The sequence below is a fragment of the Mesorhizobium sp. P2_A12 genome (genome assembly GCF_056405075.1).
Map to the genome: position 1 here is coordinate 99,713 of NZ_JBFUCU010000009.1, position 16,702 is coordinate 116,414.

A 16,702-nucleotide genomic window follows, 5' to 3' on the forward strand; every position below is an offset into this window, starting at 1 on the left:
GCAACGCTGCCTCGGGTTCCGGGCGACGCGGAGCATGTCAGCCTCCGGTTCCGGCTCCGGTCTTGGCTGACGCGAAAAGTGCGACGGCATTGGTTATACTCTGAGCCGCCTTGCCGCGCCAGTCGGCGTTGAGCAGCTGCGCCTCGTCCTTGGCATTCGAGAGATAACCCAGTTCGACCAGCACGGATGGCACGTCGGGTGCTTTCAGCACCTTGAACCCCGCCGAACGCTGCGGATTGTTGATGAGGCCGACGCTGGTCGAAAGCTGGCCGACCAGGGTGTGGGCGAAGCTCATCGAGAAATTGTGCGTTTCGCGGCGGATCAGGTCGATCAGGATGTCGGTGACTTCCTTGCTGTCGTTCTTGATTTCCATGCCGGCGAACTGGTCGGAGAGATTTTCGCGGTCGGCAAGCGCCTGCGCCTCGGGATCCGAAGCCTTGTCGGAAACGGTGTAGACGGTGGCGCCGCGAATGCCCTTGACGCTGATTGTGTCGGCATGAATGGAAATCAGCAGATCGGCCTCGTGCTGCCGGGCAATGCGCACGCGATCATCCAGCCGCAGGAACTCGTCGGTATCGCGCGTCATGAACACGTCATAGTTACCGACGGCCGCCAGCTTGTCGCGTAACTCGGTGGCGAAGGCGAGCGTGACGTTCTTCTCGATGGTGCCGTTCAGGCCCTCGGCGCCGCCGTCGATGCCGCCATGGCCTGGATCGATGACGACGGTGAAGCGATGGCCCGGATTGGACACCGGTCCGGTGCCGACCCGCCCGCCCTTGTCGGTCGAAACTGTCGATCCGGTGGTCAACGCCTGATTGGCAAGTGCCGCGTCGAACTCGCGTGCGGAGGCTGCCGAGATGTCGATGGCGATGCGGTAGCCGGTCCCGTCCTCGTTCTTGAGCACATCGAGCTTGTCGACGGCGAACGGTCCCTTGCCGGTGAGGATCAGCCGCGAAACGCCCTCGCCGAGCGCGCCCAGGCGCACGCCCCTGACCAGGCCGCGCGCCTTCAAGTCCTTGGCGTTAATGGCGAATCGCGTATTCGCAAGATCGATGACAAGACGATTGGGACCGCGCAACAGGAACCATTTGACATCAGGTTCGCGGTCGAAATCCATGACGATGCGCATCTTGGTGGCATCGCCCGCCATCTTGTAGCCTTTTGCCACCAGCGGTGCTTCGGCGGCATTGGCAACGGAGGACGAGGCGGAAGAGATCACCAGCAACAGCACGAGGCAGAAGGCAACGATGATCCGGCCGCCAACACGACATCCCTTGTCTGTGAAGTCTGCCAGTCCCATCTCTCTTCCAGTCGCTCCCGGTTTGGCGCCAGGCGCCCGTCGTTTCGTCGAAGTGCCGGTAAGGCCGCGAACTCGATTAACGATTGGTATCCAGAGAAGGTTAACCAAGCCTTTTCATGCAAGGGTCGCAGCCTGTCTTACGTAACGGAACTGCTTTTTGCCGGCATCGGAAATCGGGGTTGCCTTCCACCCCGCCAAATCATAAAAGCGATACTGGATCACTGCAATCCTGGAACCGCCCTCCTCCGCAGCTTCCTGCTACAGGGTCAGATGAAAGGCGGCTCCTTTCGCTTCATGCGAAAAGGGTTCAGGTGATCGCGACGAAATTTCGCAGGTGTGCGCCCGTGGCGGGGGAATCGCCTGCGTGAGGAAAACGGCCGGGTTTGTTCCCGCGCCGGCTCTGTAAGAGCAAACAAGCTGGTCCGGTTTGTCCGGGCTTTGGTTCAAAAGGTTCTGCTGGTGACGATGGCTTCAAGCGCAATCATGGAAAGGTCCGCATCAAACCGCGCCATTATGGCTGCGGGCGGCACCGCCATGGCGCTCAAGCGGCGGCCGGCGGACGTTCAATTATCCGGCACCCACACTCCAGACACGCAGCAGCGGGCTTTGCCCCGCAAGCTGCGGCTGACGGCTGCCGGGGGGAAACGAAATAATGCCCAACAAAATGCTGATAGACGCCTCCCACCCGGAGGAAACACGCGTTGTCGTCGTTCGCGGTAACCGTATCGAAGAATTCGACTTTGAATCCCAGGACAAGAAGCAGCTCAAAGGAAACATCTACCTAGCCCGCGTAACGCGCGTAGAGCCCTCCCTTCAGGCAGCCTTTGTCGAATATGGCGGCAACCGTCACGGTTTCCTCGCCTTCAGTGAAATACACCCCGACTACTACCAGATTCCGGTCGCCGACCGTCAGGCACTGCTGCGCGCCGAAGCGCAGGAGGCCGAAGATGAGGAGGACGAGGATGGCGACGGCGATGATCGCCAGAGCCGCGATCGCGGGCGGCGCGGACGCCGGCGCGGTGGCAAGAGCCGCGACCGTGGTGAACACAGGCGCGATGCAAGCGCGGCCGGCGAGAGCGAAGGCTCCGTCGAGGCAAGCGAAGGCGACGACAATGGCGATGTCGTTGTCGAGGAGATCTCTCACACTTCGGAGATCATCGAACACGCGGCCGATGCGTCCGAACATGTTGATGCGTCCGAACATGTCGATACGTCCGAACATGCCGACACGTCCGAACATGCCGATGCGTCTGGGCAAGACGAAGGTTCTGCCGAGCAGGACGAAACCGAAACGCGCGACGGCGGCCCGACGTCGATCGCCGCCTCGGTCGAAGCCGATGTGATTTCCGAAGCCGTCCCGCAAGCAGAAGGCAGCGAAGCGACGTCAGGCGACAATGATCGCGGCATGCTTGAGGAGGTTCAATCCTCGCACCCGGACGACCACGAGGTCGAATCGGTCGGCGCCGAGGATGCGTTGGAAGAAGTGCGCAACCGCCGCAAGCCGGTGCGCCGCCAGTACAAGATCCAGGAAGTGATCAAGCGCCGGCAGATCCTGCTGGTGCAGGTCGTCAAGGAAGAGCGCGGCAACAAGGGTGCTGCCCTCACCACCTACCTGTCGCTCGCCGGCCGCTATTCGGTGCTGATGCCGAACACGGCGCGCGGCGGGGGCATTTCGCGCAAGATCACCAGCGCGGTCGACCGCAAGCGCCTCAAGGAGGTCGTTGCCGATCTCGAAGTGCCGCAGGGCATGGGCGTCATCCTGCGCACCGCCGGCGAGAGCCGCACCAAGGCCGAGATCAAGCGCGACTACGAGTATCTGATGCGGCTTTGGGAAAATGTCCGCAGTCTCACCTTGCAATCGACGGCCCCTGCCCTGGTCTATGAGGAAGGCAGCCTGATCAAGCGTTCGGTGCGCGACCTCTACAACAAGGATATCGACGAGATCCTCGTCTCCGGCGAGGAAGGCTACCGCGAAGCCAAGGACTTCATGCGCATGCTGATGCCGAGCCACGCCAAGGTGGTTCAGCCGTTCCGCGACACGACGCCGATCTTCGTGCGCAATGGCATTGAGGCACAGCTCGACCGCATGCTGCAGCCGCAAGTAACGCTGAAGAGCGGCGGCTACATCATCATCAACCAGACCGAGGCGCTGGTCGCCATCGACGTCAATTCGGGCCGTTCCACCAAGGAGCACTCGATCGAGGACACCGCGCTCCACACCAACCTGGAAGCGGCCGAGGAAGTCGCCCGCCAGCTCAGGCTGCGCGATCTCGCCGGCCTGATCGTCATCGACTTCATCGACATGGAGGAGAACCGCAACAACCGCTCCGTCGAGAAGCGGTTGAAGGATCACCTCAAGAACGACCGTGCGCGCATCCAGGTCGGCCGCATCTCGCATTTCGGCCTGATGGAGATGTCACGCCAGCGCATCCGCGCCAGCGTGCTGGAATCGACCATGAAGCCCTGCCCGCATTGCGGCGGCACCGGCCATGTGCGGTCCGATTCGTCGGTCGCGCTGATGGTGGTGCGGGCGATCGAGGAATTCCTGCTCAAGGATTCGCGCAGCCACATCACGGTGCGGACGCCGGCGGCGACCGCACTCTACGTGCTCAATCACAAGCGCGGCACGCTGGTGGAACTGGAAAGCCGCTTCGGCCTGACCATCACCGTCGAGGCCGACGATTCCGTAGGCGCGCAGCATTATGCGATCTTCCGCGGCGCACTGGCGGAAAAGCCGGAAGGCTTTGTCGAGGTGCGCAGCCTGCCGGCCTATGTCGAGCCGGATGAGCCCGAGGACGAGATCGTCGTCATCGAGGAAGACGACGAGGTGCCGGTGCAGGCTGAGCAGCCACGCCAGCAGCAGCCGCAGCAACAACAGCCACGGCCTGCTGCCGGTGGCGAAGACGGCGAAGGCCGCGACCGCAAGCGCCGCAAGCGCCGGCGGCGTCGTGGCGGCAAGGACCGCGACCGCGAACACGGCACACCTGCGGACGGGTCTTCCGTCTCCGCACCGGCCGCTGAGTTCTCCGGCTCGGCAGCCACTGCCAGCGACAGCGACGCGGAAACAGACGACGACGCTCCTCTCGGTGTGGCCGAAACGTCCGAGACGGTTGAGGCTTCGGATGAAGGCCAGGGCAAGAAGCGCCGGCGCGGCAAGCGCGGCGGCAAGCGCAATCGCCGCGAAGACGGTGAAGGCGAGGTCGAGGCAAGCGCTGGCGAGACGCTCGATGTGTCAGATAGCGACGTAGCGGAAAGCGTGACGGTCTCCAGTGAGTCGGTAGTTGCCGAACCGGCCGAAGAGCCAGTGGCGCTTGCTCCGGCCAATGACGACGCGCCGAGCACGGAAAAGCCGAAGAAGCCACGTCGTGCCGCCAAGCCGAAGAAGGCCGCGGCCGAGGTCGTCGCCGAGGAGCCGGCTGCTGCCGAAGCGGTCGCGGCAGCACCGGCCGAGACGCCGGCCACGGCGTCCGACGAGGCAGCGGCAGTGACTGTCGAGGAGACGCCGAAGGTCCGCCCGTCACGGCGCAAGCCGGCGGCCGTGGATGCGCCGGTCGTGCCGGTGGTGTCTTCGACCGTTGCCGACGAACCGGCGGCCAAGACCGAGGATAAGCCGAAGCGCGCCGGATGGTGGCAGCGGAAGGGCTTTTTCTAAGCCTTTCAGCCGCTTGACTTGATTTCTTGACAAAAAAATCCCGCGCCAATCGAAAGACGGCGCGGGATTTTTCATATCTGGCGTTCCGGCTGGTCGCGAGGACGGGAAAGCCATTCAAAGTGTGAAACCGCCGGCGCAGAGAGTATCGTCGACGGAAACCGAAGTGCCTGCTGACCTTACACCACGACGAAATCGGCGTTGGTCAGCGCCAGGTTCGCGGCCAGTGTGGCGAAATGGGTTGAGCCGCCGGCGGCACTGCCGTTGCTGTCATAGGTGAGCCAGCCGGTGTCGGTCTCGTAGATGATGTGGTCGTTGCCGTCGGCGGCAAGGCCAGTTGTGTTCTTGACGAACTGGTCGGCCGTCAGCGTGCCGTTGCCGCCAAGCGCGGCAAAGATGGCATTGTCGACCCGGATGGTGTCGTCGACCACCGAGAAGTCGGTGATGCGGTCGACATTGGTCGAGGCATTGAGCGCCGTGGTGAAGACGAAGATGTCCTGGCCGCTGCTGCCGGATATCGTGTCGTTGCCGCCCCTGCCGTCCAGTACGTTGTTACTGGAATTGCCGGTCAGCGTGTTGGTCAGGCTGTTGCCGGTGGCGTTGATCGAGGCCGCGCTGCGCAGTGCGACGTTCTCGATGTTGCCGGTGAAGTGGTTGCCATCGCCAAGGTTGATCGAAATAAAGCCATTGACGGTGTCGGTGCCATTGGCGCCGGCGGTGCTTTCACTGACGATATCGCCGGCATTGTCGACATAGTAGCCATCATTGCCCTGAGCCCCGATCATCGTGTCGGCGCCACCTTTGCCGTCCAGCACATTGTTGCCGGAGTTGCCGGTCAGCGTGTTGGCCAGGCTGTTGCCGGTGGCGTTGATCGAGGCCGCACTGAGCAGTGCGACGTTCTCGATATTGCCGGTGAAGTGGTTGCCGTCGCTGAGGTTGATCGAGATGTAGCCGTTGACGGTATCGATGCCGTTGGCGCCGGCGGTGCTCTCACTGACGATATCGCCCGCATTGTCGACATAGTAGCTGTCGTTGCCCTGAGCGCCTCTCATCGTGTCGGCGCCACCCATTCCATCCAGCACATTGTTGCCGGAATTGCCGGTCAGCGTGTTGGCCAGGCTGTTGCCGGTGGCGTTGATCGCGACCGCACCGAGCAGCGCGACATTCTCGATATTGCCCTTGAAGTGGGCGGCATCGCCAAGGTTGATCGAGATGTAGCCATTGACGGTATCGGTGCCATTGGCACCAGCAGTGCTCTCATCGACGATGTCCCCGGCATTGTCGACGAAGTAGGTGTCGTTGCCTTGCGCTCCGCTCATCGTATCGGCACCACCTAGCCCGTCGATGACGTTGTTGCCGGAGTTGCCGGTGATCACATTGGCGATCGAGTTACCAGTACCGTTGATATTGCCCGAACCTCTCAGCGCCAGGTTTTCGATCTCCTGGCCGGAAAGGTTGAAGGAGACGTAGCTCTGTACATTGTCGGTGCCCTGGCCATTGGCCTCGATCACGTGGTCGCCGGCATTGTCGACAAAGTAGGTGTCGTTGCCAGCGCCGCCGATCATCAGATCGGCGCCGGCATCGCCGCTGATCGTATCATTGCCGCCCAGGCCCGACAGCGTGTCGTTGCCGTCGCCGCCATTGATGTGGTCAGCGAGGACATTGCTGCCTTGCCAGATATCCTCGGCGGCAGTGCCGACAAAGATGGTAGGATCGAAGATTTGAGCACGAATGCAGCCGCTGCTGCCGTCGCCGGCATCAAGGGACTCCCAGGTGACCACGACGCGGCCATCGGCCAGCGCCGTGATATCGGGGCCACCCTGATCGCCCGTTGTCGTGGAATTGACGATGAAGTCGCTGCCGGCCGCCGAACCGTCGGTATTGCAGATGCGGGCGCGTATGCAGCTGCCGCTACCATCGCCGTCGAAGGACTGCCAGGCGACCACGAAGCGGCCATCGGCCAGCGCCGTGATCGCCGGGCTAACCTGAAAGTTCGTTGTCGTCGAATTAACGATGAAGTCGTTGCCGGCCGCCGAACCGTCGGCATTGTGGACGCGGGCGCGGATGCACAGGCCGGTGCCGTTGCCGGGGTCACGGGACGTCCAGGTGGTCACGAAGCGGCCATCGGCCAGCGCCGTGATCGTGGGGGTAACCTGATCGTTTGTTGCCGTCGAATTGACGATGAAGTCATTGCCGGCCGCCGAACCGTTGGCATTGTAGACGCGGGCGCGAATGCAAGTGCCATCGCCGTCGCCCTCGTTATAGGCATACCAGGTGGCCACGAAGCCGCCATCAGCCAGCGCCGTGATATCGGGGGTACGCTGATCGCCTGATGTCGTCGAATTGACGATGAAGTCGTTGCCGGCCGCTGAACCGTCGGCGTTGTAGACGCGGGCGCGGATGGAAGTGCCGTTGCCGATGCCGTATTCATCGGACTGCCAGGTGGCCACGAAGCGGCCATCGGCTAGCGCCGTGATCGCGGGGCTATGCTGATCGAATATTGTCGTCGAATTGACGATGAAGTCGCTACCGGCCGCTGAACCGTCGGCATTGTAGATGTGGGCGCGGATACCGCTGCTGTCGCCGGTGTCGTAGGACTGCCAAGTGGCCACGAAGCGGCCGTCGGCCAGCGCCGTGATATCGGGGGTACGCTGATCGCCTGGTGTCGTCGAATTGACGATGAAGTCGTTGCTAGCCGCTGAACCGTCAGCATTGTAGATGCGGGCGCGGATGCAAGCGCCATTTCCGTCGCCGGTATCATAGGACTGCCAGGTGGCCACGAAGCGGCCATCGGCTAGCGCCGTGATCGTTGGGCTAACCTGACCCCCCGTTGCCGTCGAATTGACGATGAATTCCTGTCCTATGCGTCCGATGGGCATGACTCGTTCTCTTTCGCTGCAGACAGGGTTTAAAAACAAAAAACTGCGTCAGGGGACCCGTCTTGTTCAAGGACTGGTGCTACCCATTTGCAGTCGTCCCCAACAAGAACGGACGACATTACTGTGGTCAAGGCAATTTTTGCAGATTTACCCGGCGGGCATGAAGTTTATCAGTCGAGCGGCATTTCCGTGAACAATAGACCGCTCTACGGCGCGAAGATCGACCAGTTCATCATCCTGGCCAGCTTTTCCAGCGCGATCGAGCCCAGCTTGGAATTGCCGTTGGCGTTGAGGCCGGGCGACCAGACGGCGAGCGAGGCTACGCCCGGCACGATGCCCAGTATGCCGCCGCCGACGCCGCTCTTGCCGGGAATGCCGACGCGGAAGGCAAAGTCGCCCGAGCCGTCATAGTGGCCGCAGGTCAGCATCATGGCGCCGATGCGGCGCGCCCGCTCGGCCGACACCACGCTATGTCCGGTCGCCGGATTCTTGCCGCCATTGGCGAGGAAGCGGCCGGCGAGCGCCAATTGCCGGCAGCTCATGGCGATGGCGCAGTGGTGGAAATAGACACCCAGCGCCAGCTCCGGCGCATGGTTGAGATTGCCGAAGGATTTCATGTAGTTGGCAAGCGCGAAGTTGCGATAGCCGGTGGCCCGTTCGGAGGCCGCGACCTCGCGGTCGATGATGATTGTCTCGTCATCGGCCAGGAACTGGATGAAGCGCAGGATTTCGCCGATAGCCTCGCGCGGTTGGTGGCCGGCAAGCAGGATGTCGGAAACGACGATGGCGCCGGCATTGATGAACGGATTGCGCGGAATACCGTTCTCATGCTCGAGTTGGACGATCGAGTTGAACGGATTGCCCGACGGCTCGCGTCCGACCCGCTGCCACAGCGCATCGCCGACATTGCCGAGCGCCAGCGTCAAGGTGAACACTTTCGAGATGCTCTGGATCGAAAAGGCCTGATCGGCGTCACCCGCCATCAGCACGCGGCCGTCATTGGTAACGGCGGCAATGCCGAACTTCTTGGGGTCGACCTTGCCGAGCTGCGGAATGTAGGTGGCAACAGCGCCGCGATCGGTGCGTTCGGCCATTTCGGCGGCGACTTCGGCGAGCGCCTGTTCGAGTTCTGGCATGGTGCTACCTCAACCAGCGTTCAATGCGCGCCATCGCCTCGACCATGTCGTCGTGGCTGCCGGCATAGGAGAAACGCATCGTGCGGTGCCCCGCCTGGGTGTCGAAGTCGCGGCCTGGCGTCGCCGCGACATGCGCCTGCGCCAGCATCTTTCGTGCGAAGGCCATGCTGTCGTTGGTGTGCCTGGTGACATCGCAAAAGGCATAGAAGGCGCCGTCCATCGGTGCCGCCAGCGGAAAGCCGAGTTCCGGCAGGCGTTTCATCAACAGCTCGCGATTCCAGGCGTAGCGGCCTTTCACCGCTTCCAGCTCCTCAGTCGCCTTGAACGCCTCGATCGCGGCGATCTGCGACAGTTCCGGCGGCGAGATGTAGAGGCTTTGGGCGACGCGCTCGACCGGCCGCACCAGTTCTTCGGGCAACACCATCCAGCCGATGCGCCAGCCGGTCATGCAGTAATATTTCGAGAACGAGTTGATCACCGTCACGTCGCCGCCATAGGCAAGTGAGGTGGTGTCGGGGGCGGCATAGGCCAGCCGATGATAGATTTCATCTGATATCACGGCGATGCCGAGTTCCTGCGCGGTCCTAACAAGGGCCGCCAGTTCATCGGCCGGAATGACCGCGCCGGTCGGATTGGCCGGGCTTGCAAACAGCACGCCTTTCAGAGGCTTTTCACGATGCGCGGTTTCGAGATGACCGGCATGCAGGTAGGCGGCGTCGCCGAGTTCGATCTCGACCACGTCGATGCCGAGCGCGGCCATGATGTTGCGATAAGCGGGATAGCCGGGCGCGGCGATGGCGACGCGGTCGCCCGGATCGAACATCGCCAGGAAGGCAAGGTTGAAGGCGGCCGACGATCCGGTGGTCACCGCGATCCGGCTCGGTGGAATATCGAGGCCATAGTGATCGGCGTAGTGCTCGGCGATCGCCTTGCGCAATGCGGCGAGGCCGAGCGTGTCGGTGTAGCCGATGCGTCCGTCCTGCAAGGCCTTGGCCGCGGCCGCGCGAACGCCGATCGGCGCAGGGTCGGAGGGCTGGCCAACGGCCATGGAAACAACCGGCACACCCTGGGCCTTCAGGCGGTTTGCCTCGGCCAGAATGTCCATGGCATGGAACGGCTCGACATTGCCACGACGTGAGAGCGAAACGACCATTTAACCAGTATTCCCGATGGTTGAAGGCGCCAAACTCGGGCGCATGCGCCGCACAAATGCCCGATTGATGTGAGGATCACAAGTTGAGGAAGTTTCCGGCGCCGACTTTTCATCTTTCGCCCGCTCGTCTACCAGTGGAACCGTCATGTTGAGCCGACCCAGATCGACGATTGCCCGGACAGCGCGCGTCTTTGCGACGCTTTCGCTTGGCGTTGCCGTCGCGTTGGCGGATTCGGTCAGCGCCTTCGCCCAGAACGTGCCTGTGGTCCGCGACGCAGAGATCGAGGCGCTGGTGCGCGACTATGCGCGGCCGATCTTCAAGGCGGCTGGGCTGGCAAACGACGGCATCGACATCGTGCTGGTCAACGACCAGAGTTTCAACGCCTTCGTCACCGGGCGCCGGCTGTTCATCAACACCGGCGCGCTGATGACGGCCGAGACACCCAACGAGATCATCGGCGTCATTGCCCACGAAGCCGGCCATATCGCCGGCGGCCACCAGCAGAAGCTGCGCGAACAGCTCGAACGTGCCAAGACGATGGCCATCATCGCCACATTGCTAGGCGCCGGCGCCATGGTCGCCGGTGCCACCACCAACAGCCGCGGCCTTGCCGGCGCCGGCATGGGCATGGCGGCGGGCGGCGGCGAGATGGCGCAGCGAAGCATCCTCGCCTATCAGCGCACCGAGGAGATAACCGCCGACCGCTCGGCGATCACCTATCTCAACGCCACCGGGCAGTCCGGCATGGGCATGCTGAAGACGTTCCACCGTTTCCAGACGGCGCTGTCGCTGTCGGGCGCCCAGGTCGATCCCTACCGGATCAGCCATCCGATGCCGCAGGACCGTATCGCCAATCTCGAAGTGCTGGTGAAACAGAGCCCCAATGTCGACAAGGTCGACCCGCCGGCGCTGCAGCAGCGGCACGACATGATGCGCATGAAGATCGCCGTCTATATGGAAGGCCAGGCGGGGTTGGCGCGGCTGATGCGCAAGATGCCCGGCAGCCTTGCCGCACAATATGGCGAAGCCGAGTCGACGTACCTGTTCGGCAACATCGCCACCGCGCTCGCCAAGACCAATGCACTGATCAAGGCGCAGCCGAAGAATGCATATTTCCAGGAACTGCGAGGCGACATCCTGATGAAGGCGAACAAGCCCAAGGATGCCGCGGATGCCTATGCCAAGGCGGTCAGCCTCGACCCGGCGCGGTCGGGGTTGCTGCCTGTCTCCCTTGGTCAGGCGCTGATGGCCGTCGGTACGCCTGAATCCCTCAAGAAAGCCGTCGTGCAGATCAACAATGGTCTACAGCGAGACAAGGAAAATGCCGCCGGCTACCGCTACCTTGCGCAGGCCTATGGCGAACTGGGAGACATACCGGGCGCAGAACTTGCCACCGCCGAAGGTCATTTCTATTCCGGCAACTATAAGGATGCTAAGATCTTCGCCATGCGGGCACAGCAGCAGATGAAGCGCGGCGAACCGCGCTGGCTTCGAGCCCAGGACATCATAAACTACGCACCATCGACCAAGATCAAGTGAACCTTCCGGCAGCATGCTGCGACACAGTCAGACGAACCGGGCCGGAAAAACAGGTAGAAGGAACAGGAACGATGAAAAAGGCACTGCTGCTGGGCACCACGGGGGCCGTGGCCGCCCTGGCCATGCTGGCTTTCGGATTCGTGGCCGGAAACCCACAGATTGCCAAGGCCGGTACGGCGCAGCCGGCCCAGACGGCAGAGGCCGACACCAAGATCGACCGCACCGAGGTCGAAGGCATCATCCGCGACTATCTGTTGAAGAACCCGGAAGTGCTTCTGGAGGTTCAGGACGCGCTCGAAGCCAAGCAGAAGGAAGAGCAGCGCATCGCCCATATGGGTGTCATCAAGGATGCCAAGGACCAGATCTTCAACTCGGCCTTCGACGGCGTCGTCGGCAACCCGAACGGCAAGGTCACCATCGTCGAGTTCTACGACTACAATTGCGGCTTCTGCAAACGCGCCATCGACGACATGCGGGCGCTGACCAAGTCCGATCCGGACCTGCGCTTCGTGCTCAAGGAATTCCCGATCCTCGGACCGGATTCGCAGAAGGCGAGCGTGGTTTCGATGGCGTTCCACCTGATGAAGCCGGAAAAGTATGGCGAGTTCCACAACGCACTGCTCGGCGGCCAGGGACGCGCCACCGAGGCGGCGGCGATCAAGATCGCGCTTTCGCTCGGCGCCGACGAAGCGACGCTGCGCGAGAAGATGAAGGACCCGTCGATCAACGAGGCCTTCTCCAAGACCTACGATCTTGCCAACAAGCTGGCGATCACCGGAACGCCGTCCTATGTGGTCGGCAACGAGGTGGTGTTCGGGGCGCTTGGACAGGAAGTGCTTGCTGAAAAGATCGAGGCGGCGAAAGCCGCGCTCTGATCTTGCTCACGAGCGCATTCTCACGGGCACATTCCGCGCGTTGTGGACAGTGAAAGAACGCACTTGCGCTCTTTTCGCAGGCGTCTATGCCCATTATAGAGGGCCCAGCGCGCCGGCTTGATGTCGGCGCCGGGAAAGGTCGGCTTTTTTGAAAACGGTTTTCGTCCTGAACGGTCCCAATCTCAACGCGCTCGGCAAGCGCGAGCCGGGCATCTATGGCGGCAAGACGCTTGCCGCGATCGCCGAGGACTGCAAACAGGCCGGCACAGCACTTGGGCTCGAGATCGATTTCCGCCAGTCGAATCACGAGGGTGACCTTGTCGACTGGATTCAGGAAGCTGGCGACAAGGCCGCCGGCATCGTCATCAATCCAGGCGCCTACAGCCACACTTCGATCGCTATCCACGACGCCATCCGCGCCATCGCGCCGCTGCCCGTCGCTGAAGTCCATCTTTCCAACATCCATGCGCGGGAACCATTCCGCCACGTGTCCATGGTCGCGCCGGTTGCCGTCGGCATGATCTGTGGCTTTGGGCCGCTCGGCTACACGCTGGCCCTGCAGGCGCTGGCCGCACGCCTATGACCGGCCAACAAACAGAAGGCTCGAAAATGTCGATAAAGAAGACCGGTGTTGACCAGCAGCTGATCCGCGATCTGGCGGGCATACTGAACGACACCAACCTCACCGAGATCGAGGTTGAACTGGGCGACCTGAAGGTGCGTGTCTCGCGGCAGGCCCCGGCCGTGCACGCGATCGCGGCACCGCAGCCGGCCTATGCGCCATCATCCGCCCAGCCCATTGCCGCGGCAACCCCGGCAGTGGTCGACGTGGCGAAGAACGCGATCACCTCGCCGATGGTCGGCACCGCCTATCTGGCGCCATCGCCCGACGCGAAGGCGTTCATCGAAGTCGGCCAAAAGGTCAAGGAAGGCCAGACGCTGCTGATCATCGAGGCGATGAAGACGATGAACCAGATTCCTTCGCCGCGCTCCGGCACGGTGACGGCGATCCTGTTCGAGGATGCGACGCCGGTCGAATACGGCATGCCGCTCGTCGTGATCGAGTAGAGCGGGCCGGATGTTCCAGAAGATCCTCATCGCCAATCGCGGCGAAATCGCGCTTCGGGTGCTGCGCGCCTGCAAAGAACTCGGCATCCAGACGGTGGTGGTGCATTCGACCGCCGACGCCGATGCCATGCATGTGCGGCTCGCCGACGAAAGCGTCTGCATCGGGCCGCCGCCATCGCGCGACAGCTACCTCAACATCCATCAGATCGTCGCGGCCTGCGAGATCACTGGCGCAGATGCGGTGCATCCGGGCTATGGCTTCCTGTCGGAAAACGCCAAGTTCGCGGACATCCTGGCCGCCCACAACATCACCTTCATCGGCCCGTCCGGCGACCATATCCGCATCATGGGCGACAAGATCGAGGCCAAGCGCACCGCAAAACGGCTCGGCATTCCGGTGGTGCCCGGTTCGGACGGTGCGGTCACCGATGAAAAAGAGGCCAAGCGCATTGCCGGCGAGATCGGCTATCCCGTGATCATCAAGGCGTCGGCCGGCGGCGGCGGACGCGGCATGAAGGTGGCGCATACCGAAGCCGACCTCGAGGTCGCCCTGCAGACGGCGCGCTCGGAGGCCGGTGCCGCCTTCGGCGACGATGCCGTCTACATCGAGAAGTACCTGGAAAAGCCGCGCCACATCGAGGTGCAGGTGTTCGGTGACGGTTTTGGCCGCGGCGTGCATTTCGGCGAGCGCGATTGTTCGCTGCAGCGGCGGCACCAGAAGGTCTGGGAAGAGGCGCCCTCGCCGGCCCTCAATGCCGAGGAGCGTGCGCGCATCGGCGGCGTCTGCGCCAAGGCGATCGCCGACCTCGGCTATTCCGGCGCCGGCACGATCGAGTTCCTCTACGAGAATGGCGAGTTCTACTTCATCGAGATGAACACGCGCCTGCAGGTCGAGCATCCGGTGACCGAAGCGATCACCGGCATCGACCTCGTGCATGAGCAGATCCGCGTGGCGTCTGGCGGCGGACTTTCGGTCAAGCAGGAAGACATCAAGTTCAACGGCCACGCCATCGAATGCCGTATCAACGCCGAGGATCCGCGCACCTTCACCCCCTCGCCCGGCACGATCACCCACTTCCATACGCCGGGCGGTCTCGGCATCCGCGTCGATTCCGGCGTCTATTCCGGCTACAAGATCCCGCCTTACTACGACAGCCTGATCGGCAAGCTGATCGTGCATGGGCGCAACCGCGTCGAGTGCATGATGCGGCTGCGCCGCGCGCTGGATGAATTCGTTGTCGACGGCATCAAGACGACGTTGCCGCTGTTTCGCGATCTCGTCGGCAATGCCGACATCGCCAATGGCGACTATGACATCCACTGGCTGGAAAAATATCTGGCCAAGGAAGAGTAGTCCGGGGACGCGATGACCCGCCCCTTCGCGCCCGGCTATCGCATCCCGACCGACCTTTTGCTCAAGGCCTACGCCTCGGGCGTGTTCCCGATGGCCGAAAGTGCCAGCGATCCGGAGGTGTTCTGGGTGCGGCCGGAAACGCGCGGCATCATCCCGCTTGATGGTTTTCACACGCCGAAAAGCCTCAGGAAAACGATCAAGAAGCATCCTTTCGACATCCGTTTCGATTTCGATTTCGAGGCGACGATCGACGGCTGCGCCGAAAGGCGCGAGGAGCGCCGCTCGACCTGGATCAATGCGCCGATCCGCGAAGCCTATGTGCAGTTGCACCGGATAGGGCATTGTCATTCGGTCGAGGCATGGCACGAGGACCGGCTGGTTGGCGGCCTCTACGGCGTATCCCTTGGCCGGGTGTTCTTTGGCGAAAGCATGTTCGCCAGGGAGACGGACGCGTCCAAGACCTGCCTTTATTATCTCGTCGAGCGGTTGAAGGCGCGCGGCTTCGCTCTGCTTGATACGCAGTTCACCACCGAGCACCTCAAGCGCTTCGGCGCGGTCGACGTGCCGCGCGGCAAATACGAGAAAATGCTGGCCGACGCGCTGAAGGGCGAGGCCGTATTCTACCCCTGACGATCGAGCCTCTTACTTCCGGCCGCGGCTTCCAGCGGAGTCTGCGAATGGAACATCATCTTCCAGCCGTTGACGCGATGGACGTAGCCGGTGCTGACCAGCGCCGCGTAGGGCTCGCCGTTCTCGCGCCTCGCATGCGCCTCGTAGGTCAGCATGACAATGTCGCTGCCCGGCTCGATTATTCCCTTCAGCTCGATATCGAGATCGCGCCAACGGTTGGGTTTGGTCGCGGTCTTCGCGAGATCTGCATTGTCCATCGCCTTGGCCATCTGCGGAAACGCCACCAGGCATTCGGTGTCGGCATTGGCCGCGTAGTAGGCCGCGTCGCCCGTCCAGAACCCCTTTTCGAGTTCGAGCAATTCCGCCTTGCCGGCGGTGATCCGCTTGCTGTCTGACATCGGAATATCCTCCATGCGCATGAATGCGCGGTCGTCCGTGGTCCAACGCATGGTGGCCACGACGGTTCCAGAGGATCAGTTGGCTTCGGTGGTATCCGGTTCCGTGGTATTCGGTTCCGTGGTATCCGGTTCCGTAATAGCCGGGTCCGTGGCATCGGGCTGTACCACGTCCGGAGTGGCGGCAGGCTTCGGCTTGGCCGCGGCAGGCTTCGACGCGTCGGCTTTGGTCGCGTCCGCCTTGGCGGCGTCGGGCGCCGGCACATCCGACTTCTGCTTGCACTCCTTTAGCCATACGTCATAGACCGCATGCTCGACGGCGTTGAGGCCAGGGCTCTCGGCAAACATCCAGCCGGTGAAGATGCGGCGGATCTTTCGGTCGAGTGTGATCTCGTCGACCTCGACGAAGGAATCGGTCTTCGGCTCTTCGGTCTGCGGCCGCGAATAGCAGACGCGCGGCGTCACCTGCAAAGCACCGAACTGCACCGTCTCGTCGATATAGACATCGAAGGTGATGATGCGGCCGGTGATCTTGTCGATGCCGGCAAACTCGGCGACGGGATTGGTGACCCGGTCCGATCCGGCTGCGGCCGCCGGCGCCGGTGCAGCGGGTGCCGGTTCAGGCGAAGCGGCAAAGGCCGCGGTGTTGACGGCAAGACTGGCGGCTAGCGCAAGGCCGCCCGTCGATATTCGGTTGGAAAAGCTCATCTAGGGATACCGGTG

The 16,702-nt window shown here is 62.6% G+C and carries 13 protein-coding genes; 7 read left to right on the forward strand and 6 right to left on the reverse strand.

What is annotated here, in order from left to right; genetic code table 11:
* Positions 1 to 37 precede the first annotated feature (37 nt).
* Positions 38 to 1,300, reverse strand: coding sequence for an N-acetylmuramoyl-L-alanine amidase (locus tag AC1DZU_RS20135; RefSeq protein WP_477287639.1), 1,263 nt, complete (start codon positions 1,298 to 1,300; stop codon positions 38 to 40).
* Between the two features lie 652 nt (positions 1,301 to 1,952).
* Here AC1DZU_RS20135 and AC1DZU_RS20140 point away from each other — a divergent pair.
* Positions 1,953 to 4,952: an Rne/Rng family ribonuclease gene (locus AC1DZU_RS20140; RefSeq protein WP_477287641.1), complete on the forward strand. Its 3,000-nt coding sequence runs from the start codon at positions 1,953 to 1,955 to the stop codon at positions 4,950 to 4,952.
* Between the two features lie 176 nt (positions 4,953 to 5,128).
* On the opposite strand, the gene AC1DZU_RS20145 is transcribed toward AC1DZU_RS20140, so the two are convergent.
* The 3 genes from AC1DZU_RS20145 to AC1DZU_RS20155 all read right to left on the reverse strand — a co-directional run bounded on the left by AC1DZU_RS20145 (position 5,129) and on the right by AC1DZU_RS20155 (position 10,117).
* Positions 5,129 to 7,828: a beta strand repeat-containing protein gene (locus AC1DZU_RS20145; protein WP_477287643.1), complete on the reverse strand. Its 2,700-nt coding sequence runs from the start codon at positions 7,826 to 7,828 to the stop codon at positions 5,129 to 5,131.
* Positions 7,829 to 8,034: 206 nt separating this feature from the next.
* Positions 8,035 to 8,964, reverse strand: a complete 930-nt coding sequence (locus tag AC1DZU_RS20150) for a glutaminase (RefSeq protein WP_095090705.1) — start codon at positions 8,962 to 8,964, stop codon at positions 8,035 to 8,037.
* Between the two features lie 4 nt (positions 8,965 to 8,968).
* On the reverse strand, positions 8,969 to 10,117 hold the full coding sequence (locus AC1DZU_RS20155; protein ID WP_477287645.1) for a pyridoxal phosphate-dependent aminotransferase: 1,149 nt from the start codon (positions 10,115 to 10,117) through the stop codon (positions 8,969 to 8,971).
* Positions 10,118 to 10,262: 145 nt separating this feature from the next.
* On the opposite strand from AC1DZU_RS20155, the gene AC1DZU_RS20160 reads away from it, so the two are divergent.
* The 6 genes from AC1DZU_RS20160 (at position 10,263) to aat (ending at position 15,584) form a co-directional block, all read left to right on the forward strand.
* Positions 10,263 to 11,657 (forward strand): M48 family metalloprotease, encoded by a 1,395-nt coding sequence (locus tag AC1DZU_RS20160; RefSeq protein ID WP_477287647.1) that lies wholly within the window; start codon positions 10,263 to 10,265, stop codon positions 11,655 to 11,657.
* A 71-nt stretch (positions 11,658 to 11,728) separates the two neighbouring features.
* On the forward strand, positions 11,729 to 12,532 hold the full coding sequence (locus AC1DZU_RS20165) for a DsbA family protein (protein ID WP_095090708.1): 804 nt from the start codon (positions 11,729 to 11,731) through the stop codon (positions 12,530 to 12,532).
* A 148-nt stretch (positions 12,533 to 12,680) separates the two neighbouring features.
* The gene (aroQ, locus tag AC1DZU_RS20170; protein ID WP_095090709.1) at positions 12,681 to 13,115 is read left to right on the forward strand and encodes a type II 3-dehydroquinate dehydratase; all 435 of its coding nucleotides are present in this window, start codon (positions 12,681 to 12,683) and stop codon (positions 13,113 to 13,115) included.
* A 26-nt stretch (positions 13,116 to 13,141) separates the two neighbouring features.
* Positions 13,142 to 13,600, forward strand: a complete 459-nt coding sequence (gene accB, locus AC1DZU_RS20175) for an acetyl-CoA carboxylase biotin carboxyl carrier protein (protein ID WP_477287650.1) — start codon at positions 13,142 to 13,144, stop codon at positions 13,598 to 13,600.
* 10 nt (positions 13,601 to 13,610) lie between these two features.
* Positions 13,611 to 14,954, forward strand: a complete 1,344-nt coding sequence (gene accC, locus AC1DZU_RS20180; protein ID WP_095090710.1) for an acetyl-CoA carboxylase biotin carboxylase subunit — start codon at positions 13,611 to 13,613, stop codon at positions 14,952 to 14,954.
* Between the two features lie 12 nt (positions 14,955 to 14,966).
* Positions 14,967 to 15,584 carry a leucyl/phenylalanyl-tRNA--protein transferase gene (gene aat / locus AC1DZU_RS20185; RefSeq protein ID WP_477287652.1) on the forward strand — a complete coding sequence of 206 codons (618 nt, stop codon included), beginning with the start codon at positions 14,967 to 14,969 and terminating at the stop codon, positions 15,582 to 15,584.
* On the opposite strand, the gene AC1DZU_RS20190 is transcribed toward aat, so the two are convergent.
* Positions 15,575 to 15,982: a hypothetical protein gene (locus AC1DZU_RS20190; protein ID WP_477287654.1), complete on the reverse strand. Its 408-nt coding sequence runs from the start codon at positions 15,980 to 15,982 to the stop codon at positions 15,575 to 15,577. The genes aat and AC1DZU_RS20190 overlap by 10 nt on opposite strands.
* Before the next feature lie 75 nt (positions 15,983 to 16,057).
* Complete coding sequence (locus tag AC1DZU_RS20195) at positions 16,058 to 16,687, reverse strand: DUF2155 domain-containing protein (RefSeq protein ID WP_477287656.1); 630 nt, start codon at positions 16,685 to 16,687, stop codon at positions 16,058 to 16,060.
* Between the last annotated feature and the right edge of the window lie 15 nt (positions 16,688 to 16,702).

Coding starts and splice junctions, on each gene's coding strand:
- AC1DZU_RS20135 (WP_477287639.1), bottom strand. CDS start 1,300: ATGGGACTGGCAGACTTCACAGACAAGGGATGTCGTGTTGGCGGCCGG.
- AC1DZU_RS20140 (WP_477287641.1), top strand. CDS start 1,953: ATGCCCAACAAAATGCTGATAGACGCCTCCCACCCGGAGGAAACACGC.
- AC1DZU_RS20145 (WP_477287643.1), bottom strand. CDS start 7,828: ATGCCCATCGGACGCATAGGACAGGAATTCATCGTCAATTCGACGGCA.
- AC1DZU_RS20150 (WP_095090705.1), bottom strand. CDS start 8,964: ATGCCAGAACTCGAACAGGCGCTCGCCGAAGTCGCCGCCGAAATGGCC.
- AC1DZU_RS20155 (WP_477287645.1), bottom strand. CDS start 10,117: ATGGTCGTTTCGCTCTCACGTCGTGGCAATGTCGAGCCGTTCCATGCC.
- AC1DZU_RS20160 (WP_477287647.1), top strand. CDS start 10,263: ATGTTGAGCCGACCCAGATCGACGATTGCCCGGACAGCGCGCGTCTTT.
- AC1DZU_RS20165 (WP_095090708.1), top strand. CDS start 11,729: ATGAAAAAGGCACTGCTGCTGGGCACCACGGGGGCCGTGGCCGCCCTG.
- accB (WP_477287650.1), top strand. CDS start 13,142: ATGTCGATAAAGAAGACCGGTGTTGACCAGCAGCTGATCCGCGATCTG.
- accC (WP_095090710.1), top strand. CDS start 13,611: ATGTTCCAGAAGATCCTCATCGCCAATCGCGGCGAAATCGCGCTTCGG.
- aat (WP_477287652.1), top strand. CDS start 14,967: ATGACCCGCCCCTTCGCGCCCGGCTATCGCATCCCGACCGACCTTTTG.
- AC1DZU_RS20190 (WP_477287654.1), bottom strand. CDS start 15,982: ATGTCAGACAGCAAGCGGATCACCGCCGGCAAGGCGGAATTGCTCGAA.
- AC1DZU_RS20195 (WP_477287656.1), bottom strand. CDS start 16,687: ATGAGCTTTTCCAACCGAATATCGACGGGCGGCCTTGCGCTAGCCGCC.